Below are 24,922 nucleotides of genomic sequence, written 5' to 3' on the forward strand. Positions count from 1 at the left end.
CAATGATTGTGGAAGATTTCCAAGTTCAGTCAAGTTATCTGTAAGTTAAGAGGGCAACTACTGTATCAAAGAAGGGGAGGTGGCCTTTAGCAGCCGGAGGTTGTGTAAACGCTTTATTTATTATCTTTTATATTAAAGGAGGATTAATTGTATGACTTTAAGTTTGCCGAACAAAGCTTGGCTCAAGAATTTGATCATTGCGGGTTCCACGATGTTGTTGATGACCTTGTTCATGGTTTTATTTGCGGATAAAGCTTCTGCCCACGGATATGTCGATTCTCCAGGAAGCCGCGCCATTCTGTGTAAGCAGGGGCAAAACACCGATTGCGGCGCCATCGTGTATGAGCCGCAAAGCTTGGAAGCTCCTAAAGGCTGGCCGAACGCAGGTCCCGCCGATGGCAAAATCGCGAGTGCAGGCGGCGCGTTCCCTAAACTCGATGAGCAGTCCGCAACTCGCTGGAGCAAAGTAAGCATTTCCCCGGGAACCACGACGTTCCAATGGCATTTGACGGCCAACCATGCGACGGCAAGCTGGAAATACTACATTACGAAAGACGGCTGGGATCAAAATGCTCCGCTGAGCAGAGCTTCGTTCGATCTGACGCCTTTCTGCTCCATTAACTACGGCGGCGTAAAACCTCCGACAAACTATGCATCCACTTGTAACGTTCCTGCCAAGTCCGGTTACCATGTCATTCTGGCGGTATGGGAAGTAGCTGACACGGCTAACGCTTTCTATAACGTCATCGATGTAGACTTCGGCGGTGGCGGCGGAACTCCGAACCCAGGCGTTCCGGCACCGACAGGACTTACTTCCCCATCCCAAACAAGCAGCAGCGTATCCTTGGCCTGGACAGCTTCCACCGGGGCTTCCAGTTATGAAATCTACCGTAACGGATCCCTTGTGGGTACATCGACTTCAACCTCTTATACCAACACGGGGCTAACCGCAGGAACGTCCTATACGTACACTGTGGTAGCCGTCAGCAGCTCAGGCAGTAAATCATCGGCATCGGCTCCGCTTACGGTTTCAACATCCGGAAGTTCCACGACCTATCCGGCATGGAGCGCAACAGCCGTTTATTTAGGCGGCAGCAAAGTCAGCCACAATGGCGTGAACTATGAAGCAAGATGGTGGACTCAAGGCGAAACACCTGGATCTGCCGAAGTTTGGAAGGTTATCCCTTAAATCGATCGTTTGACAGGATCCGGCGTCTAATGACTGCCGGATTTTTCTTAGGCTTTAGCCAGTTGAGTGCGTGAACCGCGCGAAACAAAGAACCACCCGCTATGCGGGTGGTATATTTCCTTTTTTTACTTCCACTAATAAGTATAGAGGAGATAGCTTCTAATAAGCGTAGAGGAGATAGCTTCCGTCGGCTGCGCATTGACCCTGATGGCTTGGAATTACCTATAGAAATATTGTGGGTTCACTGACCGTCGATGTTCTTCCTTCGATGATTTCATGACTTTCGCCAACTTAAACGGACCCTAGTTCCGTTATTCAAGATCATAACCCGATTTTTCACAATGTACCGGACTCCAGATCCGCTATTATGATAAATACGGGAGCAAATACCGATTAAAACAGCAAATAAGGTCCGCTGGGTCCGCTAAAGTTACTAAAAGGGTTGTTTTCGATGAAATAAGGTATTCTGAGTCCGTTAGGAAGTCCTTATACCAAAGAACAAGTACATCGTCCGCACTGCTCCCTGTGCTCCCTGTGCGCACGGTGCGTGGTCCGGGGCATGCTTGGATTGGCTGTCGAGCGTTGAGTTTTGGACATATTGAATGACATGGCGATTTATTTATGGACGTTCCGTGAATTTCTGCTTATTGCTCTTTTGGTCTAAGCAGGGATCGCGAAAAAAGCGAGTATGGATGGTAAACATAGCAGTGGAATATAAATGAGCAAGCCGCTGGCGAGCAGCAGCTTGAAAAAGGCACCCCCTGGGTGCCTTTCGTGCTTTCTGCAAGAAGTATGTTCAGGCAATGCCAAGGTATGCAAAGGTACGAAGGTATGCAAAAATATGCCGGTACGCCAAGGTACGCAAAGGTACGAAGGTATGCAAAGGCATGCCAAGGTCCGCAAAGATACGAAGGTATGCAAAGGCATGCCAAGGTACGCAAAAGTACGAAAGTATGCAAAGGTGCCACGGTCCGCAAAGGCATGCAAAGTTTGCTAGCCTCAAACCCTGTAAACGGTGATGCCCCGATCCTGAAAAGGCTTGACATCCGAGTCGGAAGCCTCGTTGCCGGTAACGAGTGTATGAATGGCGCTGTTGGGAGCGACCGTATGCAGGGACAGCTTGCCGATCTTGCTGTGGTCGGTGACTACGACAATTTCGCCGGCGGCCTGAATCATGTTCTGCTTGGCCGGGACGAGCAGCGCCTCCGGGTGCATGAGGCCATGCTGGGGATGCAGGGCAGGGGTGCCGATGAACGCTTTCTCAACATGCAGGGATTTCAGCACATGGTCGGTAAACATGCCGTTTAGCATATAGCTCGAGGGGTACAGCTCCCCGCCGGTCAGGATGACTTTGATGCCCGGAGCATCGCGAAGTTCGACGGCAACGTTCATATCGTTGGTTATGACGGTAATGTCCGAGCGGTGCACAAGATGCGTAGCAATATGAAGGGTGGTTGTCCCCGAATCGATGATGATATTTTCCCCGTCTTCCACGAGTGAAGCCGCGAGCTGGCCGATGCGTATTTTTTCGTCCCGATGAAAGTTGGTCCGTTCATTAAAGGATGGCTCGTTATGCGTCCATTGCTCCATGATGACCCCGCCATGCGTGCGCTTCAAAGCGCCTTCCTGTTCAATCTCCGCCAGATCGCGGCGAATGGTGGCCGTGTGGACGCCGAATTCGGATGCCAGGGCGGCAACCGTTGCCGTACGGTATTGCCTTACGTAATCAATGATCCTTTTCTTTCGTTCGTGTGCCAGCAATCGATAATTTCTCCCTTCCTAATTGGACAATGAGCAGCAGAGTGCGTTTGTACATACAATGCGCACTTTTGCTTTTTTATGCTTAATGGGCTCCATATCTATCTAGTGTACTCCCGTTATGTTAATGCCATGTTAAATCCCTTGCTGCGAAGCGAATTTACACAATCCGTACGAAGGCCTAACACTCTCCTAATATTGCAGATCTACAATCGAATTAAATAAAAATGAACAAAAGTGATCATTACATGTGCATTTGATGCGTACTTATTATCAGGTGCATGTAAGGGATTTCATGTTATGGAATCGTTCATTTTTTCGCTTGTCATGACAGCATCATTACACATTGGTGAGGGGGATCGCTCTTGGCATCCATTGAATTTGTGAAAGTGAGCAAGTCGTTTGATCGTCAAACCGTCATACAGGACTTGGATCTTACCATCGAGGACGGAAAATTCACCGTGCTGGTCGGCCCTTCAGGGTGCGGGAAAACAACGCTCCTAAGGATGATTGCGGGCATAGACCCTCAAACCTCCGGTTCCGTTCTGATCGACGGCAAGGATGTCACGCGCATTGCATCGGGGAAGCGCGGCGTGGCCATGGTGTTTCAGAACTACGCCATTTACCCGACGATGTCGGTCCGCGAGAATATCGAATTCGGCCTCGTGAACAATAAGGTTCCCAAAGCCGAGCGTAAGCGACTGGTGGAAACCATAGGGGCAACCGTGGGACTGAACGATTATTTAGACCGCAAGCCCTCCACCTTGTCCGGCGGACAACGGCAGCGGGTGGCTTTAGCCCGGGCCATGGTTAAGGATCCGTCCGTCTTCCTGATGGATGAACCGTTGTCCAATCTGGACGCCAAGCTGAGGGTTCAGATGCGGATCGAGCTGATCGAGCTGCACAAGAAGCTCGGGACGACCTTTGTTTACGTGACCCATGACCAAATTGAGGCCATGTCGATGGCGGATACCATCGTGCTGATGAACAAAGGGGTCATTCAGCAGGAGGCGCCGCCCGAAGTGGTGTACCGCAAGCCCAGCAATCTGTTTGCGGCCCAGTTCATCGGGGTTCCTCCCATGAACATTGCGCCGCTGGGGGACGATCGCGCGACGTTCGGGTTCCGTCCGGAAAGCGTTGTGATCGGCACGGAACCGGAATCGTTTCACTACACGGCCAAGGGCGAGGTCATCACGCGAGAAATGCTGGGCTCCGAGACGATTTATCAGGTGAAGACGACCGATGGTCATGCATTCATGGTGAAATGTCCGGATGACAGATACCATGTCGATCAGCAGGTCTGTCTCGGCGTGCCGGCCGACCAATTGTTTTTCTTCGGTCCGGATGAGAACCGGGTGGACGAGAAGGACAACCGCCACAGGGAGTTCATGGAGCGGCTGAGAGGGCTGGCCCATGGATAAGAGGAGGATCTGGGAAGGGATCAGGCCCTATGTGCTGATCGCGCCAGCCATGGCGGGTATCCTGCTGTTCGTGATGTATCCGGTAGGTTATTTGATTTACTTAAGCTTGTTCAAATACAACCTGATGAACAAAGACAAGAGCAAATTTGTCGGATTGGACAATTTCACGCAGATTCTGGGGCGCGGGGATTTCTACAAAGCACTCTGGAACACCTCCGTCTATACGGCTGGGGTCGTCATTTTGACCATGCTGCTGTCCCTGCTGATCGCCGTATGGCTGAACAAGAAAGGTCGTTTCAATTCGATCGTCCAGGCCGGGATTTTCACGCCGCACGTCGTATCCATCGTATCGATCTCGCTGGTCTGGCTGTGGCTGATGGAGCCGAATCAAGGACTGCTCAACTATCTGCTCAAGCTGGTTGGACTCCCGCCGTCCGCATGGCTTCAAAGCTCCAAGACCGCGTTGATGTCGGTCATTATCGTGTCGGTCTGGCAGGCCATCGGCTATTACACCCTGATTATCGTGGCAGCCTTGCAGAGCATATCGCCGAGCATTTATGAAGCGGCCGCGCTGGATAATGCGAGCAAGTTCAAGGTGTTTTACAAAATCACACTGCCGATGATTTCGCCGCAGCTGTTTTTTATTCTCATCATCATGACGATCGGCTCCTTCAAGGTATTCGACACCGTTCAGGTGATGACAGGTGGAGGACCAAATAATGCAACGACGACGCTTGTGTACTACATATACGGATTCCGAACGACCAATATCGGTTATTCGGCTGCGACAGGCGTTGTGCTCATGGCCATTATCGGATTGCTCACGTTCATCTATTTCCGGCTGTTATCCAAGAAGGTCCACTATCAATAAGGCTATAAGGCTTTGGCCACGAAGAAAGGAGGCACGGTTTGAAGACCTTTGACTTAAAAATCGTATGGACGGCGCTGGGCTATTTGCTGAAGGCTGCAGTGCTCATGATTTTCATCTTTCCGTTCCTGTGGATGATCTCCACATCGCTCCAGACATTCCGGGAGACGATGACGTTTCCGCCGACGTGGATTCCGGCTTCGCCGCAGTGGGGGAATTTCGCGGAAGCGATGAACGCGGGGCCTTTCCTGACCTATTTCAGGAACTCGGTTGTCGTCACCGGTTCCATCATCGTACTGCAGTTCCTGATCATGATTCCGGCCGCGTATGCTTTTGCCAAGTATAAATTCCCGGGAAAAACGCTGCTGTTCGGCATGATCCTGCTGGCCTTCATGATCCCGGGACAGGTTACGTTCATTCCGGTTTATCTGATGATGGCGGATTGGGGATTGGTCAAAACCCTGCTCCCGCAGATTATTCCGTTCGTTTCGAATGCCTTCGGCATCTTCCTGCTGCGGCAATACTTCATGCAGATTCCGGAGGAAATCATCGAAGCGGCCCGCCTGGATAACGCCAGCGAGTTCAAAATCATCCGGAAGATCATGATCCCCATGTCGAAGCCGGCACTCGCCACCATTGCGTTGTTCAGCTTCGTCAGTCATTGGAACGACTATTTTTGGCCGCTTGTCATGACCGATTCGGCAGCCGTCCGGCCGCTGACCTTGGGGATCGCCATGCTGCGGGAGACCGAGGGCATCAGCAACTGGCATATCATCATGGCTGGCAACGTGATTCTGGTGGTGCCCATCCTGCTTGTATATTTGTTCTGTTCGAAGCACATCGTGAAGGCTTTTGTTTATTCAGGCATTAAATAATTACAGGAAATGACAGGTTTCAGCCATTCATAATCGAATAATTAATGGAGGAATGAATCCCATGAAATCCAAATGGTATACACGCCTATCCGTCATCCTGCTGTTCAGTTTGCTTGCCGCATGCGGTGGAGGAGGTTCGGCCGAGCCCGGCGAAGCACCGGGAAGCGGGGGAACCGAAGCCCCGTCCGGAGACAAGGGGAAAACCACGGTGCAGTTCTGGCACTCGCTGGGAGGCAAGAACGGGGAATACATGGATGCGCTCATTCAGCGCTTTAATGCATCCCATGAGGATATCGAAGTCGTAGGCACCTTCCAGGGCAGCTACGACGAAACGGTAACCAAGCTGCAGCAGGCGATTGCATCCGGCACCGGCCCGGATGTCAGCATGCTCGAGCGAGCCTACATCCAGATGTTCGCGGATTCGGAGGTCCTTGAGGATCTGACGTCTTTTCTTGAAGGCTCCGGCATCAGCGCGGACGACTTCACTGCCGGTTTAATGGGACACTCCACCTTCAATGATCAATTGGTGTCGCTGCCGCTGAACCGTTCCACCCCGATCCTGCACGTGAACAAAACCTTGCTGGATGAGCTCGGGCTTCAAATCCCGACGACATGGGAGGAAATGAAGGAGGTCGCGAACGCGCTGGTCGTCAAGGAAGGCAGCGAGTATAAGCGATACGGCGTCACGATGCCCTACGACACATGGTATCCGATTGCCATGATTTCGCAAGCCGGCGGCACGTTCTTCAATGACGACAATACGTCGATCGGCTTTTCGGATAATGGTGCCGGTGCCAAAATGTTCACTTACCTGAAAGACCTGCAAAGCACGGGCGCATTGTATTATCCGCCCGCTCAGGATTCCGGCAACATCGTAAACAGCATGTTTGTGGAAGGCAAAGTCGGGATGATGTACCAATCCACGGGATCGATCGGCGGATTGTCCAGCGCGGTGGATTTCGATTACGTGACGGCATTCCTGCCTAAGGACGAAGTATATGCGAATCCGACCGGAGGCGCGAACGTGACGATGCTGTCTTCCTCCAAGAACAAGGAAGCGGCATGGGAGTTCATCCGGTGGATGGAGATGGAAGAGGAAGGCGCTCTTGAATTTATTTTGCAATCCGGTTACCTGCCTTTCACGAAGAAGATGGTGGAGTCGGAGAAGATCCAAGAACTGTGGGCCAAAGAACCGAACCGCAAAGTCGCCTATGATCAGCTGGAATTCGCTACGGATACCAATAAGGATGTGGCATGGCCTGAGATTATGCATGAGTTCTTCTCGGCCATGGAAGCGATCATGTACGACAGCAAGGATATCCCGGCGACGCTGGATACCTTCAAGAAAGAGACGGAGCGGATTTTGGCCCAATAACAACAGGTAAAGGAGTGGCAGGATATATGATCGAACGACTACGGGAGCCATCCTCTATGATGGTGGCTGCACATCGCGGGTATAAATCGGCTTATCCGGAAAATACGCTGCTGGCCTTTCGCAAGGCACTGGAGTTAGGCGTTGACATGCTGGAGTTTGATCTTCGGCTGACGAAGGATAAGGAGGTGGTGGTTATCCATGATGCAACGGTTCAGCGTACGACCAATGGTGCCGGCGAGGTAAGGGATTACACGCTTGCGGAGCTGAAGGGCTTAGATGCGGGCGGCTGGTTTGCCCGGGAATTCGAAGGCTTGAAGATCCCGACGCTTACGGAGCTTTGCGAACTGCTTCGGGAATACCCCGAGGTTTTATGCAACGTGGAGATTAAGCCCAGTCCCGATGCCCAAGAGGCCGCCGACCTGGCGATGGACTTACTGAACCGGTACGGGTACCTGCCGCGCTGCGTATTCACCTGCTTCGATGCTCAGGTTCTGACCTATATCCATGAAACGCATGGCCAAAAGACTCAGGGGTTTCCGGGCGAGAAAATGTCCGGCTTTGACTTCGGGGAGGAGGGCACCTACGCCAAAATGTGGGGGATCGGCGTGGAGATGTCACTGCTTACGCCGGAACTCGTTGCCCGGTTCCAGGCACAGGGTCTGCTGGTCTGGAGCTATTGCCCGGACGATGAGCAGGGCGTCCGGTATTCGCTGGAGTGCGGGGTTACCGGCATGACCTGCAATGACCCGCTGCCGGCGATGGCGGTTACCGGAAAGAAGGGTACGCGGATATGACCTCCATTTTATCGAATGTCCGGAGTCTAGCAGCGGATTTACCGGCCCATCAGCTTGCGAATCTGGACGAAGTAGAGCTGGTTCAGATCCAGCACGGAGCATTAGACGAGGTGGCGGGCTACCTTGAGACGAAACGGTGGACCTCGGTGGTCATGGTCGTGGACGGCAATACCTATGACCAAGCGGGCCAGAAGCTTTCGAATCTGCTCGCGAAATCCTCGATTGGGGTCCAGGTCACCCGGCTGCTTCCGGACCGGAAGGGAGATGTCATCGCGGATGAAGTATCCCTGGTCCAGGTCATATTGGATATCCAGCATAGCGGAGCGAAGGCGGTGCTGGCGGTAGGCGGAGGGACGATTCACGATATTAGCCGGTACTCCGCCTATACCGCGGGCGTTCCGTTCATCTCCATACCTACGGCCGCATCGGTGGATGGATTTAATTCCAAGGGAGCGCCGATCATTATACGGGGCGAGAAGATAACGATTCCGGCCATCGGACCGAGCGCGATATTCGCGGACGTCGATATTCTCATGGCTGCTCCCTCCCAGTTAACCGCGGCCGGATTCGGGGATATGCTGGGCAAGTACACATCGCTGTTCGACTGGAGGTTTGGCAGTTTGGTGGCCGACGAGCCCTATTTGCAAATTTCGGCGGATATGACGAAATCCGCGCTCAGCCAGTGCGTGAACGCGGTGGAACAGATTGCGAAGCGGAGCGAGGAGGGCGTACGCATCTTGATGGGGGCGCTCGTCGAATCCGGACTGGCGATGCTGCTGTTCGGTCAATCCCATCCGGCTTCGGGTTCGGAGCATCACCTGTCCCATTATTGGGAGATGGAGTTTATCCGTCTAGGGAAGAAACAGCTGCTGCACGGTGCCAAAGTAGGAGCCGCTTGCGTGGAAATCTCGAAGCTGTATCATCGTATCGGAGAGCAGGGGATTGAGCTGAACGGAGGCTCCTCCCCGGGTGCGGAAGATATAAAACGGCGAATGGCGCTGCAGTGGAACGACATCCGGTGGCATATTACGCATCTCCCGGAGCCGGATGTGCTGGGCGATCTGATGCGCATGGTAGGCGGACCGGCCGGGGTGTCGGAGCTTCCGATCGGCGATGGGCTGCTGGAACGGAGCCTGGCTGAGGCCCACAAGGTTCGATACAGCCGCTACACGCTGCTCCACGCTTACAACGAACAAAGATCCTTGTTTGTCCATTAAGGCAGGTTAAGGGTCGACGAGTGAAATAAGGCTGTCCCTCAAGCAGATCCTTCTGCTTCAATGGGGCAGCCTTTTTGGCTTTTCTGCAGCTGTGCTTTGATTCCGCCCGGCCTTACGAAGACGGCCAGCGCCCCAAAGACTGAGGGTGGTGCCGCCGATGCCGATCACTAACAAGGTCTAAAGATATATGTAATTTCTTTCATTTGAATAGGCATTTAGAACTATCACCCATCTATTTTTACATAAACGACCTAAAAGTCGAATTATGTAAAAAGTTTCGCCAAACTCTCAAAAATTGGACAAATGCTACCGATAACTTATAAAGCGGAGTCTTATCTCCCATTTTACACCAACATTTTTCGACATTGCCTGTTCGTTTTTGTATGTAGAGAGAAAGTCCTTACAGAAAAAAGAGCACTTGCAAAAATTTTGGACGAATGATCGGATAGGACCTAAGCGCTACTTATTGGGGGAGGATTTACAGCATGCTAAAGAGTCTTAAGCAAAAGATGATTACAATGATTTGTTTGCTCTTGCTAGTCAGTCTTGGATCCGTTTTTGCCGTAACTTACAGTCGGTCATCTGACTTGCTGCAGGAGAGCTTGGACAAGGAAGCTCAGCTTAGCGCTGAGAAGCTTGCGCTTCAGATCGACCAATTTCTTGATGTGGAGATTGCCAAGGTGGAAAGCATCGGGAAATTCATTACGGGTAACAAAGAGCAGGATCTGCAGTTGATTCAGGCTGCGCAGGAAGTGAACAAGGAATTTGAGACCTTCTTCTTCTCGTACGATTTGACGGGGAAGAACGTCATTAACTTTCTGGGCGAGGTGACCGACGTGTCCGACCGCGTCCATTATCAGGAAGCCGGGAAGGGCGAAGGCAAGCTGGTCGTGTCGGAGCCGGTGCTTTCCAAACGGACGGGCAATAACATCGTTACGATGATCATTCCGCTGATGAAGGATGGAAAACAGTACGGCTACATGGGCTCCACCCTTCCGATCAACGAAGTTCAGAAAACAGTCTCATCCCAAACGTTCGGAGACACCGGATATGCCTTTCTTCTGAGCAAATCGGGGACGTTCATGTGGTATCCGCAAGAGGAACTTGTCCTTCAATCCAACGTGAAGGACGTTAACAGCGCCGGATTAACGAAGGCCTACGAAGAGGTCAGCCAGGGCAGACCAGGCGAGTTCGATTATGTATTGGAAGGTACCGAGTATTCGGCGGCTTATGCACCGTCCAACTTGAACTGGGGGGTCTTCGTGACGGCACCGACCCATGAGCTGAATGCTCCAATCAAGGAGATGTCGTTTACGTTAGTCATTATCTCGGTTGCGGCCCTGGTCGTATCCGCCGCTGCAGCAATTTGGTTCACGGCCCAGATCGTCCGGCCGATCCGCAGGCTCAACACGGCTGTGAAGGAAGTCGCAGCAGGCGATTTGACCAAGACCATTCAGGTTAGCGGCAAGGATGAGGTGGCCGTTCTTTCCAGCGATTTCAACCAGACGGTATCGCATCTGAAGCATCTGGTCCTCGGCGTGAACGATTCCTCCCGCCAGGTCATGTCGGTGACGGAAGCCGTCTCGAGCGGGGTCGATACGGCCATGGACAGCGTGGACCGAATCGGATCCTCCATTCGCCAAATTGCCAGCGGAGCGCAAGCTCACGCCTCAAGCTCCAACGAAATCGCGACATCCATGAGCGACATGGCCAGCGGGATCGTCAAAATCGCCGAGACATCCTCGATGGTGTCCGAAGCCGCGCAGGAAGCTGCTAGCCAAGCGGAGACCGGATCGGTTGTTGTTGAACAAGCCGTGAAACAGATCGGCAACATCGGCGCGGGCACGTCCAAGGTTGGCACGGCGATTGAGCGTTTGAATGAGCGTTCCTCGGAAATCGAGCAAATTCTGAGCTTCATCACGGAAGTCACCTCTCGAATCCGGTTGCTGTCCCTGAATGCTTCCATCGAGGCTGCCAGAGCGGGCGAGCATGGACGCGGCTTTGCGGTCGTGGCTGAAGAAGTCAAGAAGCTGGCGGGACAGTCCGAGGTTTCGACCGATCAGATAGCGAAGCTGATTACGGAAATTCGCGAGGACACAATCAACGCCGTACAGGTCATGGACGTCAGCCGTAAGGATGTACAGGACGGCATTGCGTTGATTGAAGATGTGCGCGAGAAATTCGATAACATTCTGAATGCGACCCGCAACGTGGCGGATCACATTCTGGAAGTATCGGCAGCATCCGAAGAAATGTCCGCTGGATCGGAACAGGTCAGCGCTTCGGTTGAAGAGCTGAAATCCATTGCGGATCTGACTTCCAATGATGCACAGAACGTGACGGCTGCCATGGAAGATCAGATTGCAACCATCAAGGAGATTTCAAACTCCGTAAAACAACTGGAGACGGTCGCCCAGGAGCTCAGCAAAGAGCTCGGCAAATTCAGTCTCTAGCATTCCCTGGATCTTACGGACCGCGCGTAAGGGTACTTGAGAGGGGGGATGCCTGGAAGGAAAACGGCTCAAATCGCAAGCGTGCAAGGCAGTAAGTCAGAGGAAGTACCGGCAAGAAGAGGTTCGACGTTTCAAGGCAGATCGATGCCGCTGCCCACCAAAGGGCATCAGGAAGTACAACTAGAAGAAAACTGGAGGAAACGAAAACATGGCTAAAAATTGGAAAAAGGTATTACTGGCAGGGGTAGTCAGCTTATCATTGGTAGCAACGGGCTTTGCGGCAAACGAGGTCCTCACATCACCGGAGGTATCGGCTAAATCCGCTTCGGCCAATGCACCTGGTCAACTGAAGAAGCAAGCGGCTTCCCAGCTTGACGAAATTATCGAAAGAGGCTACATCCGGGTTGGTATGACAGGGGATTACAAACCGTTTACATATTTGAATCCTGCTACAAAAGAGTATGAAGGTTATGATGTTGACGCCATGGAAGAGCTCGGTAAAGACCTTGGCGTGGAAGTACGCTACGTCAACACGACTTGGTCCAACATGATGAAGGACTTGCAAGCTGATAAGTTCGACATCGCAGTGGGCGGCGTTACCCGCAACACGGCTAGACAAAAAACGGCTTATGTATCCCAAGGGTACATTTCCTTCGGCAAAGCTCCATTGATCCGTGCAGAAGACAAAGACAAATACCTGACGGTTGAAGACATCAATAAACCTTCGGTTCGCATCGGCGTGAATCCGGGCGGAACGAACGAAGTATTCGTGCGCGAGCACTTGACCAAAGCGAATGTGACGGTTGTACCGAACAACCTGGATATCCCGCATTTGGTAGCAGACGGTACGTATGACGTGATGATCACCGATACAATCGAAGCGATCACGTATGCGAAGGCGGATTCCAGACTGTATGCCGCTTTGACGGACAAGCCGTTCACGAACAGCGAAAAAGGCTACATGATTCCTCGCGGCGACTTTGAATATGCAAGCTATCTGGAAATGTGGATCGACGAAATGAAGCTGCAAGGCAAGTTTGCGGACATTCATAAAAAATGGCTGGAGTAGGTTGGATCAGGCTATAAACAGATAGCCAATCCCTGCCAGCAGATCAGGTTGAAGAACCTGATCTGCTGGCTTTTTTGTTTTGTTCAATAAGGGGAAGAGAGCGCCGCCTCGGCGTCCGGGAGGTTTACCAACCAAGCAAATAGGGTAGTAAATTAACATGGACATCGACTATATAACATCAGGATAGGAAACGGGGGGCAGACCATGAAGCTAGCTAAATGGATTGCGGCGTGTTTGATGACCGTATGGATGCTGACCGCTTGCGGCGCTCAAGAGGACTCAGGACGCGTGCAGATTGAGTTTTTTCAGAACAAGCCTGAAGCGAAAGGCTCCTTTGATGCACTCATCGAGAAATTTAACGAATCCCAGTCCGAGATCAAGGTGGTTCAGGTAAATCCGCCGGATGCGGAGACGGTGCTCAAGACAAGAGTCGTCAAGAATGACATTCCCGACATTATTGGCATGGGTGCAACCGATACGTATTCATTGCTGGCCCAAAGCGGCATATTTATGGATTTGACGGATAACCCGCTGCTGAGCCGGGTGGATGAGACTTATGTCCAGATGCTGAAGGACGTAGCTGGCATGGACGAGGTTACGGGCATTCCCTATTCCACTAACGCTAACGGCGTCATGTACAATAAGGAAATTTTCAAGGAGCTGGGGCTCAGCGTTCCTAAGACCTGGGACGAGCTGCTGGCTACGGCGCAGAAGGCCAAGGATGCGGGGAGAATCCCGTTTTATTTCACATATAAAGACGATTGGCAGACGGTGCTGCCGTTTAACGCATTGGCTTCCAACCTGGAAGGCATTGAATTTTACATGGATCGGCGGGAAGGCACCGTAACGTTTGCCGAGAAATACCGGGAGATTGCGGAGAAACAGCTCGCGCTGATGGATTATGGCCATGGGGACAACTTCGGCAAAAACTATGCGGACGGGAACCGGGATTTCGCGAGGGGAGAATCCGCCATGTATATCCAAGGAACCTGGGCCATACCGGAAATCCGGAAGGCGAATCCGGATGCGCCGATCGGCTTCTTTCCGCTGCCGACCGGCGATCGTCCGGAGGAGAATAAACTGATTTCGGGCGTGGATACCTTACTGGCTATTTCCGAGGATTCGAAGCATAAAGAGGAGGCTCAGCGTTTCATTCAATTTTTGCTGGAGCCTGAGAATAGCAAGCAATATATAACGGAGCAAACGCTGTTCTCCACCGTGGAGGGCGTGAAGCAGGAGGATCCCGCCGTCGCAGAGCTGCTGCCTTATCTGGAGCGGGGCCAGGTCATCGATTTTGCCGACCACTACATTCCCGCGGCGGTGCAGCTGAACTCGGTGATCCAATCCTTCCTCCAGAACCGGGATATCGACGGGTATCTGAAGAAGCTGGACACCGAATGGGACAAGGTAGCTGACAGGCGTTAACGGGCGGAAGGCGGTATTTTCTTCACACGATATCCAAGAAGCATTGAGGAGGACCCAACATGAACAAGCGGCTTATGCCTTATTACTTGATGACCGTGCCGGCGGTCGTGCTGTTCTTCGTATTTCTGACGCTGCCGGCTTTGCAGGGGGGGTATTACTCCTTCACGAACTGGAACGGATTCGGAGAAAACTTCGATTTCATCGGTTTCAAGAATTACGTCAATCTGTTTAAGGATGGCAACGTGGGCAATGCGTACTGGTTCACATTCAAATTCGCGGTCGTGGTCACCATCCTCATCAACATCTTCAGTCTGCTGATTGCCATGGGACTGAACGCCAGAATCAAGGCGAGGAATTTCTTTCGGGGCATCTATTTTCTTCCGAATATTCTGAGCGTGCTGATTGTAGGTTACATATTCAACTATCTGTTCTCGAATGTGTTCACCATTTGGGGACAGAACCTGGGGATCGGGTGGCTGTCGACCAATATTCTGGGCAGTGAACAGCATGCTTGGATCGGCATCGTGGTGGTCGCGGTATGGCAGGGCATTGCCTACAACACGATTCTGTATCTTGCCGGACTCCAGACCATTCCCAGTACGCTTTACGAGGCTTCCAACCTCGATGGAGCGAACCGCTGGCAGGAGTTCTGGAAAATAACGTTTCCTCTGATCGCGCCGTTCTTTACGATCAACATGGTGCTGGCGATGAAGAATTCCCTGATGGTCTTTGATCAGATCGTAGCCCTCACCAACGGCGGCCCGGGGCGGGCAACGCAGTCCATCTCCCATCTGATTTATACCGGCGGCTTCGAGGGAGGCGAGTTTGCTTACCAATCGGCTAACTCCGTGATCTACTTCATCCTGATTGCCACGATATCGATTGTGCAGATTCGGTTCCTGCAGAGAAGAGAGGGGGACATGTAATGCGGACGAAAACCAACTGGACGGTGATGATTCTCATCACATTGGGTACGATATTAATCCTGTTTCCGCTGTATATGACGATCACGATTGCGCTCAAAACGCCGGAGGACATGCTGGCATCGGTGTTCGGCCTGCCGAAAGACCTGCATTTCGAGAATTTCGCGAACGCCATAAAAATGACGAATTTCTTCCATGCGCTGGGCAACAGCGCCATGGTGACAACGGCAACGGTGGTGCTGACCCTGCTGACGAATTCGCTCGTCGCTTATGCCATTGCCCGCAATATGAACCGGAAGTTCTTCAAAGGCTTGTACTTCTATTTCATCAGCGCGATGTTTATTCCGTTCCCGATCATTATGCTGCCGCTGGTCAAGCTGACGGCCGGGTTCCATATGACGAATCTGGTCGGGCTCACCATCCTGCATACCGTCTATGCCTTGGCGTTTAACGTATTTGTGTACGTAGGTTATATCAAATCCATCCCGGTTGCGCTGGAGGAAGCGGCCCGGGTGGACGGCACGTCGACTTGGGGAACATTCTGGAGAATCATATTCCCCATTATGGCACCGATCAATGCGACGGTAGGCATTCTGATCTGCCTCTCGACCTACAATGACTTCCTGCTGCCGCTCATCATTATCAGCGATACGAATTCCTACACGCTGCCGCTGGTGCAGTATATATTCCAAGGGCAGTTCAACACGGACTTCAATCTGGCCTTTGCCTCCTATCTGATGGCGATGCTGCCGATGATCATTATCTATCTGTTCGCGCAAAAGTGGATCATCAACGGCATTACGCAGGGGGCTGTAAAATAAGGCGGCTTGGCATTTCCTAGAACTCTTAGTTCTATGAGTCCTTTCATGCAGCAGGCGGGGGCAGCGCAGTCCACGATCAGCAGCATGTACATGGTATCGCACATAATAACGAAAAGCTGTATTCCGGCATGATACCATGCCTGGAATACAGCTTTTTTGCTGCCACCAGGGTTCCAATAGGCGAAGGATCCCCTGGTTTATGGCGTGTCCTTATTATAATTGCAGCATTTCCCGCTTCTTCGCATCCGGGTCCTCGATGATCCTGCTGTCGTTGTTGAATATCATCGTGGAACGCGAAACCGGATCATAAGCTGGCCACGGCAGCGCCTCCGTATCCGGCGAGCCGCTGCGCGCAAATGCAATCCAGGCATCCTGGATCCGGTCCGACAGGGCTTGCGTGGCCGCATCGACTTGAACGCCGATGTTCTCAAACAGCGCCAGCGTGTTGAATACAAACGGGATTTCCAGGGCATGCATCGCTTTGCCGAGCACCGGATGGTCCGGCAAGGTCCAATCGAACCGGTACATCCATACCGGCGCGTGTTTGCACTGCGCGGAAGCGAATTGCAGGGCCGAGCGCCAGAAGTACAGATCGGTCATAATCTGGGCATGTCCGTCGATGCTGTACGGGTATTCCTTGGTGATGGGGGCGGCATTCTCAATGCCGGTCATCATCTCCACGGTGCGGACTAGAACGTCTTCCTTCACAAGCGGCATGTCCGGCCGGAAGAACAAAGCTCCTTCATCAAGATTCGTCCCGATCAGGATCGGCACGTCCTTGGCCCATCCCGATTGAACGGCCTGCAGCGGATCATGCGGCAAAGTGTCCGGTTCCAGAACCGGTTGAAAGATCATGTTGACGCCGGGTCCGATCCGTTTCTTCAGCCGTTCCCCGGCTTCGAATATCGACTCGCCCGTCAGGGAATCCAGCTGATGGATTTGGTCAGGCGTAATGTCCAGCTCCTTAAGCAAGCCGGCTGTTATCATCCGTGCCTGTTCCGGAACCATGACCTGGGCAGCGCCGCTCTCCATGATCGCCCGGTGGAACAGTCCCTTGGCTGCAGGCATCGCCAGTAACGCTGCAATGCTCATGCTGCCCGCTGATTCCCCGAATACCGTAACCCGCTCCGGATCGCCGCCGAAGGCCGCGATATTGTCCCGGACCCATTCCAGGGCAGCGATCTGGTCCAATAAACCGGTATTGGAGGAATAGGTTTCGCCGTATGGAGAGAGATGGAGAAAGCCGAGGGGACCCAGCCGGTAATTGAGGGTAACCACGATCACGTCTCCGCGGAGAACGAAGGGCGCGCCGTTATAGCTTGGCAAGCTGCCCGAGCCTGTGACAAAAGCGCCCCCGTGAATCCATACCATGACGGGCAGCGGCTCCGCCGGCATGTTCCGGGGTGCCCACACATTGAGATATAGGCAATCCTCGGATACCGTCTTGGTCACGCCGCCGCCAAGCATGCTGGATGTGGATTCAAGCGGCTGAAGGCACATGGGACTGAAAGCGGTGGTTTCTCTAATCCCGTCCCATGAATCGGGGGGCACAGGAGAACGGAACCGCAGCGGGCCAACCGGTGGCTTCGCATAGGGAATTCCCTTCCATACGCGCACTCCGTTTTCCGTAAGGCCTTGAATGCGCCCGTCTTTCGTTTGTACGACAAGTTCTGACATGTTCTCGCTACACCCTTTCTCTCTGCTCTATATATACACTTTACCAAGTTAGCGGCATAAGTTCAAAAAAGCACGAATCCTGAGGAATACAGGCAGGAATGTCATGTTACATGAAGAATGTAACAGGGTGGGCGGTATCGCGGACGGCGGATACGGCATCACCTGATGATCCATGTCATTATAGGCATACTGGAGGGATAAGCATGAACATAGCGATATTGGGCTGCGGCACGATGGGGACGGCCTATGCGCACAATTTGGCGAAAATGCCGGGAGTAACGGTGACGGGCGTGGTCGATATAAACGCCGAACGAGCGGAGCGCGCTGCAGCTTTGACCGGGGCGAAGGCATACACGGATGTAGAGTCGCTGTTTGAACAAAAAGATTTGGAAACGGTTGCGGTGTGTCTGCCCACCTATCTCCACCAACCGTTTGTACTGAAACTGGCTGAAAAAGGGCTGCACGTCATTTGCGAAAAGCCGGCAGCATTAACGCTGGAGGATGCGCAGGAGATGAAGGCGGCCTGCGAGAAGCACGGAGTCCGGTTGTTTATCGGACATGTCGTCCGGTTCTTCCCGAACTATCACGATGCCTATCGGCAGGCCCGCTCGGGGAATATCGGAACGCCGAAGATGGCTCACTTTAAGCGGTACGGTTCCTACCCGCAGGGAATGGATGGATGGTACAACGACCCTGGCAAGAGCGGCGGCGTCATCATGGATCTGATGATTCATGACATCGATTTTGCCTGCTGGCTGTTCGGGGAAGTGGAGTCGGTATATGCTTCGACCGTGAAGCGGACCGAGCCGCAGATGGAGTACGCCCAGCTTACGCTTCATTTTAAAAATAGCGCCATCGCGAGTCTAACCGGATATTGGGGGTATCCCGGTCCATTTACGACGCAGTTCGAGATCTCGGGAGACCAAGGCATCGTACGATTCGACAGCAATCAGGTACAGTCCTTGGACTTGAAATTGGCTAGCGCCGAGGCCGGGGAGGGAGCTGCTGTGCAGGTTCCTTCCAGTCCGAGCCTCCATGACCCTTATTATAACGAGGTGCAGCATTTTATCGAGTGCATCCGAAACGGCAGCGAGCCGCTCGTCAGCATCAAGGATGCTTGCTACGCCGTTGAAATCGCTCAGGCAGCGGAGCAATCGGCACAAACTGGACAGCCCGTGATGATCGGAGGGACGGTTTCATGAAAAAGGTGAAAGTAGGGTTTATCAGCTTTGCCCATATGCATGCGGCAAGCTATCTCTTCGGCATGCTGAAGCGGGATGACGTCGAGGTGATCGGAATCGCGGATGAAGACGCGGAGCGCGTTCGTCCTTACTCCGTGGATCGGGGGATTTCGTATTATGCCGACTATAATGAATTGCTGGCACAAGAACTGGATGCCGTAGTCATCTGTTCGGAGAACGCGCGTCATGCGGAAATTACCAAACGCGCCGCTGCGGCGGGCAAGCATGTGCTTTGCGAGAAGCCGCTGGGCCTATCGGAAGCCGAGATGCTGGAGATGATTCAGGTATGCAAGGATAACGGCGTTCAGCTCATGACCGCTTTTCCTTGCCGATATATTTCGTCCGTACGCCAGGCGAAGGAAGCGATTGACGCAGGGCAGATCGGTGACATTTTGGCTATGAAGGGAACCAACCGGGGAACCATGCCGGGCGGCTGGTTTATTGAACGGGAGAAATCGGGCGGCGGCGCCGTATTGGATCATACCGTCCATGTGATGGACCTGATGCACTGGTTTACCGGCAGCAAGGCCGAGGAAGTGTACGCCCATGCGGAAACGCTGTTCAACGATACCGAGATTGACGACGCCGGCATGGTCCACGTCAAATTCGCGAACGGCGTCGTGGCCGTGCTGGATCCAAGCTGGTCCCGCAACCGCACCTTCCCGACATGGGGGGACGTAACGCTTGAGATCATCGGCACCAAAGGCGTGCTGAACATTGATTCTTTTGCCCAGAAGAACGATGTATACAGCGATGTGACCGGTAAAGCGTCGTGGAGCTTCTGGGGCGATGATATGGACGAAGGCCTCGTCAACAGCTTTGTCGAAAGCATCCGCGACGGCAAGCCGGTCGAAATTACCGGGGAAGACGGCTACCTCTCCGCCCGGGTTGCCATTGCAGCGTACGAGTCTGCTAGCACCAAGCGCACCGTTCAGCTGAAGCCGCAGGGATAGTGCGGTTTTGCCGATAAAGCCGGGGAGCGGGAAATTCCCGTTTATGTAATGTGAGCGTGCAGGGATTCGTCCTTGAAGAATAAGCAGCAGCGCAATCGTCTTTAGGATGACACTTCTGCCTCCGGCCGGAAGCGCCGCTGCCTGTGAAGTGCGGGTCTATGCCTTTGTTAGACGCAGCCTGGCCTCTTAAGGATAGGAAGTCATTCCATCTTGAGGATGGAGTGATGGCAGAGAACCTTGCAATTTAAGCTCCTTCGATGTTCGTAATCGAGGGGGCTTTTTTATATGAGAACAATGGGGCTTCAAAGGATGAGCGTCCCTGAATCGCAAGCAGAGGGTCTCCGCTATCTCCGCTATTTCCGGCAAGACCCCGAGAACATTCGCGGACCGACGGTTTTCTTAAATTGGCAAAAAAGATCAAAAACGCTTTGCTCCCTTTTGGTATCCTTAATAACAAAGGAGGGCCTGACCTTGAGTACCCAGCGTATTATCCAAAAGAGCATCGCGTACATGGAGCAGCATTTGGAGGAGCAGCTGACCCTCGCGGATATTGCATCCTATGCCGGTTTTTCGCCGTATCATTTCCACCGATTGTTTCGGAGGGAGGTCGGCATGAACATCGCGGATTACCTTAGAAAACGAAGGCTCTGTTATGCGGCGCAGCTCCTGCTGCACACCGAGGCTGCGATTATCGACATTTCCCTGCACTGTCACTTCGAGAGCCAGGAGTCGTTTACGAGAGCATTCAAAAAATTGTACGGCATGCCGCCGGGGCGTTACCGCAAAATCTTTGCGGTTCATGCCCATCATTCACATTATCCAAAAGGAGAGGATCACATGCAGCAGCAAGCTCAATCCCCATTAAAAGGCTGGTTCCTAAGCGGAAGCCACCCTCAAGATTATGAGATCGGCGTCGATCGGACCACCGTCCACCAGGGAAGTACCTCGGGTTACTTAAGAGCACTCACGCCGATGGAGGATGGCGCTTTTGCAACCATGATGCAGCAGTTCAAAGCCGGCAAGTATGCGGGCAAGCGGATGCGGTTCTCCGGATTCGTCAAAACCGACAACGTGAAGGACTATTGCGGACTGTGGATGCGCGTCGACAATCGTGCTGAAGACGTGCTCCAGTTCGATAATATGAACAATCGGCGCATCGTCGGCAGCACGCACTGGAATCACTATGCCATCGTGCTGGACGTGCCTGAAGATAGCGCCACGATCTCGATCGGCGTCCTGCTTATGGGGACAGGCAAAGTGTGGGTGGACAGCTTCCGCTTTGAAGAGGTAGATCTCAGCGTACCGACGACGAACCTTGACGTTCACTATGAGCTGCTTGAGGAGCCCGCCAATTTATCGTTTGAAGAGTGGAGCATGGGGGATGCGCCCGTCTACGGAAATGATTGATCTTGGCTCGTCGCTGGATAGGGGATTCCCCATACAATCATTAGGCAGAAGTCTCTCCATACCGGAGGGCTTCTTCTTGTTGCCTTGGACGATGGCTTTGCATCATGATATTCCTGGGGGGATGTTTGACTGTTGAATATAGGCCAGATCGAGAACCATTTAAAGCATGAATATAGCTAAAAGGAGGGTGTGCCATGCAGGTGATTACACTATGCGGCTCCACCAAGTTTAAATCGCAATTTCGAGAAGCCGAAGCTTCGCTTACGCTTAGCGGACATATCGTCCTTAGCGTTGGATTTTTTGAGCAGAGCGACGGAATCGAGATCACGGAGGAGCAGGAGCGCAGGCTCAAAGAGCTGCACTTCCGCAAAATCGATATGTCCGACGAAATCTTTGTGATCGATGTGAACGGGTATATCGGCGAGAGCACGCGGGCTGAGATCGAATACGCCAATGGGCATGGTAAACAGGTGCGGTATTATTCAAAGGAGCGGTTAGGTGTAGCGACCCTGTAATCGTACAGGCAGTGCAACCGATATTGCGCACTAGGCTGGTATCTTATAGGCGCTGCAAAAGCGATACAACCCCGGGTTACGCGGTCAGTTTGAAGATCGTTGCTACGATCCATCGGTTTAAGGCGCCAATACATATTTAAGCCGATATGATGCGCGTGCTGCCTTCGGTCACGGTGCGAGGATCGTGATCTTCTGCAGGAGAACAGCTAATAGTTGATAGGCTATCTAATTAGCTGAGTCGTTGAAATTACCTAACGAAAGAAATGTACGATGAATCATGGACTAACCAAATAACCGGATGAATTGACTCATTATGTATCAGAGTAACTGAATTTATAATCTGGAATATAGAGTAACTGAACTTGTTATCGTGGAGTATTGAAGTAACTGGATCTTAGCTCATCAGGTACAAATAAGCGAAATAAAATGGAGTATAACCTTAAAGTAACTGAATAATCGATGGTTTGTACTTTAAAGTAACCGTATCTTTGATCATAACGTACCAAAATAGCCGAATATCTCACACTGCGCATCACTAGCGGACACAGCGGACCTTATTTGATGAGAAATAAGGGGATTCGTAAATGTTTCGGACATGAGATCCGTTATTCTCTGAAAACAGGCGGTTATCGAACCGGAATTCGTAACATAACGGATCTGGTGTCCGCTTATTTTGAAATTCAGGCGAATTATTGAAAATAACGGATCTCTGGTCCGGATCAACTGCATCGTGCACACTGCCCTCTGGCCGACAGTGCGTGGTCCGGAGCATGCTTGGATGTCTGTCGTCCGGCCGCTCGCCTAACACCATCCGGTTTTCACTCCCTTGTCGCCAACCCCGCCAAAAACAGTTGAGATACCCGCATCCGTGTCAACAGGCTGTTCCGCTATGCCACCGTGGCAAAACCAATCGGCCTGTGCGGCCATGCTGCCGTAGACTAAACCAATCGGCTCCGGGTCGAAACCACAGCAGGTGTCACGACTAATAACGAGCGTGCAGCAACGCCGATAACAAAAGGCAGGTCAAGATATGAAATCTTGACCTGCCTTTTTTACCCCAAACACAGCTGCTATTATGAAATGTCGCTAAGCTCGAAGCAGCGGAGCGAACGAATCGATTCCGGAAAAGCGATAGCGGTCGGCTGAAAGCTTTCCAACGGAAAGCTCGCTTCGGAAGCATATGCTTTGTCCCCGGATTTCTTCTTCTGAAAAATCATTTCGGAAATCCGGGGACAACAGCGATTGGAGGAACGATACGTGCGCGGAGCGTCTCTAGTGCTCGAGGAGGTACAAGGTTAGAGTAGCGAAACGTCTCCAAGCGCTAACGTGAGCGAAGCGCCCCTGATTTTCTAACGAAGCATCCTCAGATATAACTCATTTACAGATAAAGCACCAACGCAATAATGGCAGCGAGCACGATTCGATAGATCGCAAACGGCACCAGCTTGATCCGGTTGATCAGCTTCAGGAAGAAGCGGATGGAGATCAAAGCGAAGACGAAAGCCGCCACGAATCCGGCGATGAAGAACGGAAGAGCCTCCAGCGTGAAGTATTCCCAGTTCTTCAGCAGCGACAGGAAGCTGGCCCCGAACATGATCGGCACGGCCATGATGAACGTAAAGTCCGCCGCCGCGCGGTGGCTCATGCCCAGCATAACGCCTCCGGAGATGGTGGAGCCGGAGCGGGAGAAGCCTGGCCAGAGCGACAGACACTGAATCAGCCCGACGCTGAATGCCTGCCTGTACGTAATTTGATCGACAGTCACCACTTTCGGCTCTTTTTTCGAGCTGACCTTGTCGGCAACGATCATGAAGATGGCTCCGATCACAAGACCGATCAGCACCGTTTCGGTGGAAAATAAATGCTCGTCAATGAGGTCCTCGAACAAGACGCCCAGAACGCCGGCCGGAATCAAACCGACGATAACCTGGCTGAGTCTCAGTCTGCCCGTACCGGCCGGAACGCCGGCTTCGGGCTTTTTGCGCTTGAGTCCCAAGAGATCCAGGAAGCGGTCCTTGAACACCACGATGACGGCGAGAATGGATCCGAGCTGAATCACGACCTTGAACGTGTTGGCTACGTATTTCGTCAGAAACTCCTCGGATTTCAGCCACATGTCATCCACGATGATCATATGGCCGGTAGAGGATACAGGAGCGAACTCGGTCAGTCCCTCGACGATTCCCAGAATAATTGCTTTGAGGATGGTTAAAAAATCCATGACCTGCGGTCTCTCCCTTACTTAAAAATGTAAAATGTAATGATATGAATGATGCATGGCATGAAATGCGTGGTTCCAGCTTAAGCCGATTTTCTCCGCTTGCGGAAGAAGAAGAACAGGAATGCGATCACGGCCACGGCTATTACAGCATAAGCGATATTGGAATAGACGTCCATGAAGGCGACGATATTTTCCCATGAATCGCCGACGGCAGCCCCGACGGATACCAGAATGACGTTCCAGATCAAGGTACCGATGGTCGTAAAGAGCAGGAACATGCCGAACTTCATGTTGGACATCCCCGCCGGGATGGAGATCAGGCTCCGGATCAGCGGAATCATGCGGCAGAACAGCACGGTCCAGTAGCCGTATTTATCGAACCAGGCATCCGCCTTGCGGATGTCTTCTTTTTTGACGCGGAGGATATGCCCCCAACGGTCCACGATTTTCTCCAGCCGTTCGACATCGAGCAGGCGTCCGATCCCGTACAGGATGACGGCACCGACCACGGAGCCGATGGTAGCTGCGATAATGACGCCGGGCACCGTCAGTTTCGTGTAGGTTGTCATGAATCCGCCGAAGGTCAGAATGACCTCGGAGGGAATCGGCGGGAACACGTTTTCCAGGGCAATCATCAGCAGGATGCCGACATAGCCGAACTTCTCCATAATGTCCGTAATCCAGTTTTCCAAAAGTTACACCTCTTTCAAAAGATAAGGA

At 52.5% G+C, this 24,922-nt stretch carries 20 protein-coding genes and 1 pseudogene; 17 read left to right on the plus strand and 4 right to left on the minus strand.

Going from position 1 to position 24,922, the window contains the following annotated elements; genetic code table 11:
• Positions 1-151: 151 nt before the first annotated feature.
• The gene (locus MHH82_RS04020; RefSeq protein WP_251501705.1) at positions 152-1,189 is read left to right on the plus strand and encodes a lytic polysaccharide monooxygenase; all 1,038 of its coding nucleotides are present in this window, start codon (positions 152-154) and stop codon (positions 1,187-1,189) included.
• Positions 1,190-2,188: 999 nt separating this feature from the next.
• On the opposite strand, the gene MHH82_RS04025 is transcribed toward MHH82_RS04020, so the two are convergent.
• Entirely contained in the window at positions 2,189-2,950 is a 762-nt protein-coding gene (locus tag MHH82_RS04025; RefSeq protein WP_251501707.1) for a DeoR/GlpR family DNA-binding transcription regulator, read from the minus strand.
• A gap of 362 nt (positions 2,951-3,312) precedes the next feature.
• Here MHH82_RS04025 and MHH82_RS04030 point away from each other — a divergent pair, with 362 nt between their 5' ends.
• The 12 genes and pseudogenes from MHH82_RS04030 to MHH82_RS04080 all read left to right on the plus strand — a co-directional run bounded on the left by MHH82_RS04030 (position 3,313) and on the right by MHH82_RS04080 (position 16,188).
• Positions 3,313-4,368 (plus strand): ABC transporter ATP-binding protein, encoded by a 1,056-nt coding sequence (locus MHH82_RS04030; protein ID WP_340963517.1) that lies wholly within the window; start codon positions 3,313-3,315, stop codon positions 4,366-4,368.
• On the plus strand, positions 4,361-5,239 hold the full coding sequence (locus MHH82_RS04035) for a carbohydrate ABC transporter permease (protein WP_012818958.1): 879 nt from the start codon (positions 4,361-4,363) through the stop codon (positions 5,237-5,239). Before MHH82_RS04030 ends, MHH82_RS04035 begins: the two co-directional genes overlap by 8 nt.
• A gap of 38 nt (positions 5,240-5,277) precedes the next feature.
• On the plus strand, positions 5,278-6,111 hold the full coding sequence (locus tag MHH82_RS04040; RefSeq protein ID WP_277747812.1) for a carbohydrate ABC transporter permease: 834 nt from the start codon (positions 5,278-5,280) through the stop codon (positions 6,109-6,111).
• Positions 6,112-6,172: 61 nt separating this feature from the next.
• A complete protein-coding gene (locus MHH82_RS04045) occupies positions 6,173-7,486 on the plus strand; it encodes an ABC transporter substrate-binding protein (protein WP_340963523.1) in 1,314 nt (437 codons plus the stop codon).
• A 26-nt stretch (positions 7,487-7,512) separates the two neighbouring features.
• The gene (locus MHH82_RS04050) at positions 7,513-8,280 is read left to right on the plus strand and encodes a glycerophosphodiester phosphodiesterase family protein (RefSeq protein ID WP_340963526.1); all 768 of its coding nucleotides are present in this window, start codon (positions 7,513-7,515) and stop codon (positions 8,278-8,280) included.
• Positions 8,277-9,497 (plus strand): sn-glycerol-1-phosphate dehydrogenase, encoded by a 1,221-nt coding sequence (locus MHH82_RS04055; RefSeq protein ID WP_340963529.1) that lies wholly within the window; start codon positions 8,277-8,279, stop codon positions 9,495-9,497. The genes MHH82_RS04050 and MHH82_RS04055 overlap by 4 nt, the downstream gene beginning before the upstream one ends.
• A 518-nt stretch (positions 9,498-10,015) precedes the next feature.
• Positions 10,016-11,008 (plus strand): annotated as a pseudogene (locus MHH82_RS41615) (HAMP domain-containing protein); the annotation flags it as partial.
• 93 nt (positions 11,009-11,101) lie between these two features.
• Complete coding sequence (locus MHH82_RS41620) at positions 11,102-11,950, plus strand: methyl-accepting chemotaxis protein (RefSeq protein ID WP_445661988.1); 849 nt, start codon at positions 11,102-11,104, stop codon at positions 11,948-11,950.
• Between the two features lie 208 nt (positions 11,951-12,158).
• A complete protein-coding gene (locus MHH82_RS04065) occupies positions 12,159-13,019 on the plus strand; it encodes a transporter substrate-binding domain-containing protein (RefSeq protein WP_012818964.1) in 861 nt (286 codons plus the stop codon).
• A 204-nt stretch (positions 13,020-13,223) separates the two neighbouring features.
• Positions 13,224-14,444: an ABC transporter substrate-binding protein gene (locus MHH82_RS04070; RefSeq protein ID WP_340963534.1), complete on the plus strand. Its 1,221-nt coding sequence runs from the start codon at positions 13,224-13,226 to the stop codon at positions 14,442-14,444.
• Between the two features lie 59 nt (positions 14,445-14,503).
• Complete coding sequence (locus MHH82_RS04075; protein ID WP_340963536.1) at positions 14,504-15,370, plus strand: carbohydrate ABC transporter permease; 867 nt, start codon at positions 14,504-14,506, stop codon at positions 15,368-15,370.
• Positions 15,370-16,188 (plus strand): carbohydrate ABC transporter permease, encoded by an 819-nt coding sequence (locus MHH82_RS04080; RefSeq protein ID WP_012818967.1) that lies wholly within the window; start codon positions 15,370-15,372, stop codon positions 16,186-16,188. Before MHH82_RS04075 ends, MHH82_RS04080 begins: the two co-directional genes overlap by 1 nt.
• Before the next feature lie 213 nt (positions 16,189-16,401).
• On the opposite strand, the gene MHH82_RS04085 is transcribed toward MHH82_RS04080, so the two are convergent.
• Complete coding sequence (locus MHH82_RS04085; protein WP_340963539.1) at positions 16,402-17,865, minus strand: carboxylesterase/lipase family protein; 1,464 nt, start codon at positions 17,863-17,865, stop codon at positions 16,402-16,404.
• Positions 17,866-18,068: 203 nt separating this feature from the next.
• Between MHH82_RS04085 and MHH82_RS04090 the strand changes: the two genes are divergently transcribed.
• The 4 genes from MHH82_RS04090 to MHH82_RS04105 all read left to right on the plus strand — a co-directional run bounded on the left by MHH82_RS04090 (position 18,069) and on the right by MHH82_RS04105 (position 21,981).
• Positions 18,069-19,067 (plus strand): Gfo/Idh/MocA family protein, encoded by a 999-nt coding sequence (locus MHH82_RS04090; protein WP_340963541.1) that lies wholly within the window; start codon positions 18,069-18,071, stop codon positions 19,065-19,067.
• Positions 19,064-20,059, plus strand: a complete 996-nt coding sequence (locus MHH82_RS04095) for a Gfo/Idh/MocA family protein (RefSeq protein ID WP_340963544.1) — start codon at positions 19,064-19,066, stop codon at positions 20,057-20,059. The genes MHH82_RS04090 and MHH82_RS04095 overlap by 4 nt, the downstream gene beginning before the upstream one ends.
• 471 nt (positions 20,060-20,530) lie before the next feature.
• On the plus strand, positions 20,531-21,466 hold the full coding sequence (locus tag MHH82_RS04100; RefSeq protein ID WP_145040829.1) for a helix-turn-helix domain-containing protein: 936 nt from the start codon (positions 20,531-20,533) through the stop codon (positions 21,464-21,466).
• Positions 21,467-21,660: 194 nt separating this feature from the next.
• Positions 21,661-21,981 (plus strand): hypothetical protein, encoded by a 321-nt coding sequence (locus MHH82_RS04105; RefSeq protein WP_340963548.1) that lies wholly within the window; start codon positions 21,661-21,663, stop codon positions 21,979-21,981.
• Positions 21,982-23,359: 1,378 nt separating this feature from the next.
• On the opposite strand, the gene MHH82_RS04110 is transcribed toward MHH82_RS04105, so the two are convergent.
• The gene (locus MHH82_RS04110) at positions 23,360-24,202 is read right to left on the minus strand and encodes an undecaprenyl-diphosphate phosphatase (protein ID WP_012818974.1); all 843 of its coding nucleotides are present in this window, start codon (positions 24,200-24,202) and stop codon (positions 23,360-23,362) included.
• An 80-nt stretch (positions 24,203-24,282) separates the two neighbouring features.
• A complete protein-coding gene (locus MHH82_RS04115) occupies positions 24,283-24,894 on the minus strand; it encodes a DedA family protein (protein WP_009594880.1) in 612 nt (203 codons plus the stop codon).
• Positions 24,895-24,922 lie beyond the last annotated feature (28 nt).

It is taken from the genome of Bacillus sp. FSL K6-6540 (assembly GCF_038007545.1).

What these genes read in the sequence shown, in the direction of transcription:
- MHH82_RS04020 (WP_251501705.1), top strand. Translation starts at nt 152, where the DNA reads ATGACTTTAAGTTTGCCGAACAAAGCTTGGCTCAAGAATTTGATCATT.
- MHH82_RS04085 (WP_340963539.1), bottom strand. Translation starts at nt 17,865, where the DNA reads ATGTCAGAACTTGTCGTACAAACGAAAGACGGGCGCATTCAAGGCCTT.
- MHH82_RS04055 (WP_340963529.1), top strand. Translation starts at nt 8,277, where the DNA reads ATGACCTCCATTTTATCGAATGTCCGGAGTCTAGCAGCGGATTTACCG.
- MHH82_RS41620 (WP_445661988.1), top strand. Translation starts at nt 11,102, where the DNA reads ATGGACAGCGTGGACCGAATCGGATCCTCCATTCGCCAAATTGCCAGC.
- MHH82_RS04035 (WP_012818958.1), top strand. Translation starts at nt 4,361, where the DNA reads ATGGATAAGAGGAGGATCTGGGAAGGGATCAGGCCCTATGTGCTGATC.
- MHH82_RS04095 (WP_340963544.1), top strand. Translation starts at nt 19,064, where the DNA reads ATGAAAAAGGTGAAAGTAGGGTTTATCAGCTTTGCCCATATGCATGCG.
- MHH82_RS04080 (WP_012818967.1), top strand. Translation starts at nt 15,370, where the DNA reads ATGCGGACGAAAACCAACTGGACGGTGATGATTCTCATCACATTGGGT.
- MHH82_RS04110 (WP_012818974.1), bottom strand. Translation starts at nt 24,202, where the DNA reads ATGGATTTTTTAACCATCCTCAAAGCAATTATTCTGGGAATCGTCGAG.
- MHH82_RS04050 (WP_340963526.1), top strand. Translation starts at nt 7,513, where the DNA reads ATGATCGAACGACTACGGGAGCCATCCTCTATGATGGTGGCTGCACAT.
- MHH82_RS04090 (WP_340963541.1), top strand. Translation starts at nt 18,069, where the DNA reads ATGAACATAGCGATATTGGGCTGCGGCACGATGGGGACGGCCTATGCG.
- MHH82_RS04105 (WP_340963548.1), top strand. Translation starts at nt 21,661, where the DNA reads ATGCAGGTGATTACACTATGCGGCTCCACCAAGTTTAAATCGCAATTT.
- MHH82_RS04065 (WP_012818964.1), top strand. Translation starts at nt 12,159, where the DNA reads ATGGCTAAAAATTGGAAAAAGGTATTACTGGCAGGGGTAGTCAGCTTA.
- MHH82_RS04045 (WP_340963523.1), top strand. Translation starts at nt 6,173, where the DNA reads ATGAAATCCAAATGGTATACACGCCTATCCGTCATCCTGCTGTTCAGT.
- MHH82_RS04075 (WP_340963536.1), top strand. Translation starts at nt 14,504, where the DNA reads ATGAACAAGCGGCTTATGCCTTATTACTTGATGACCGTGCCGGCGGTC.
- MHH82_RS04070 (WP_340963534.1), top strand. Translation starts at nt 13,224, where the DNA reads ATGAAGCTAGCTAAATGGATTGCGGCGTGTTTGATGACCGTATGGATG.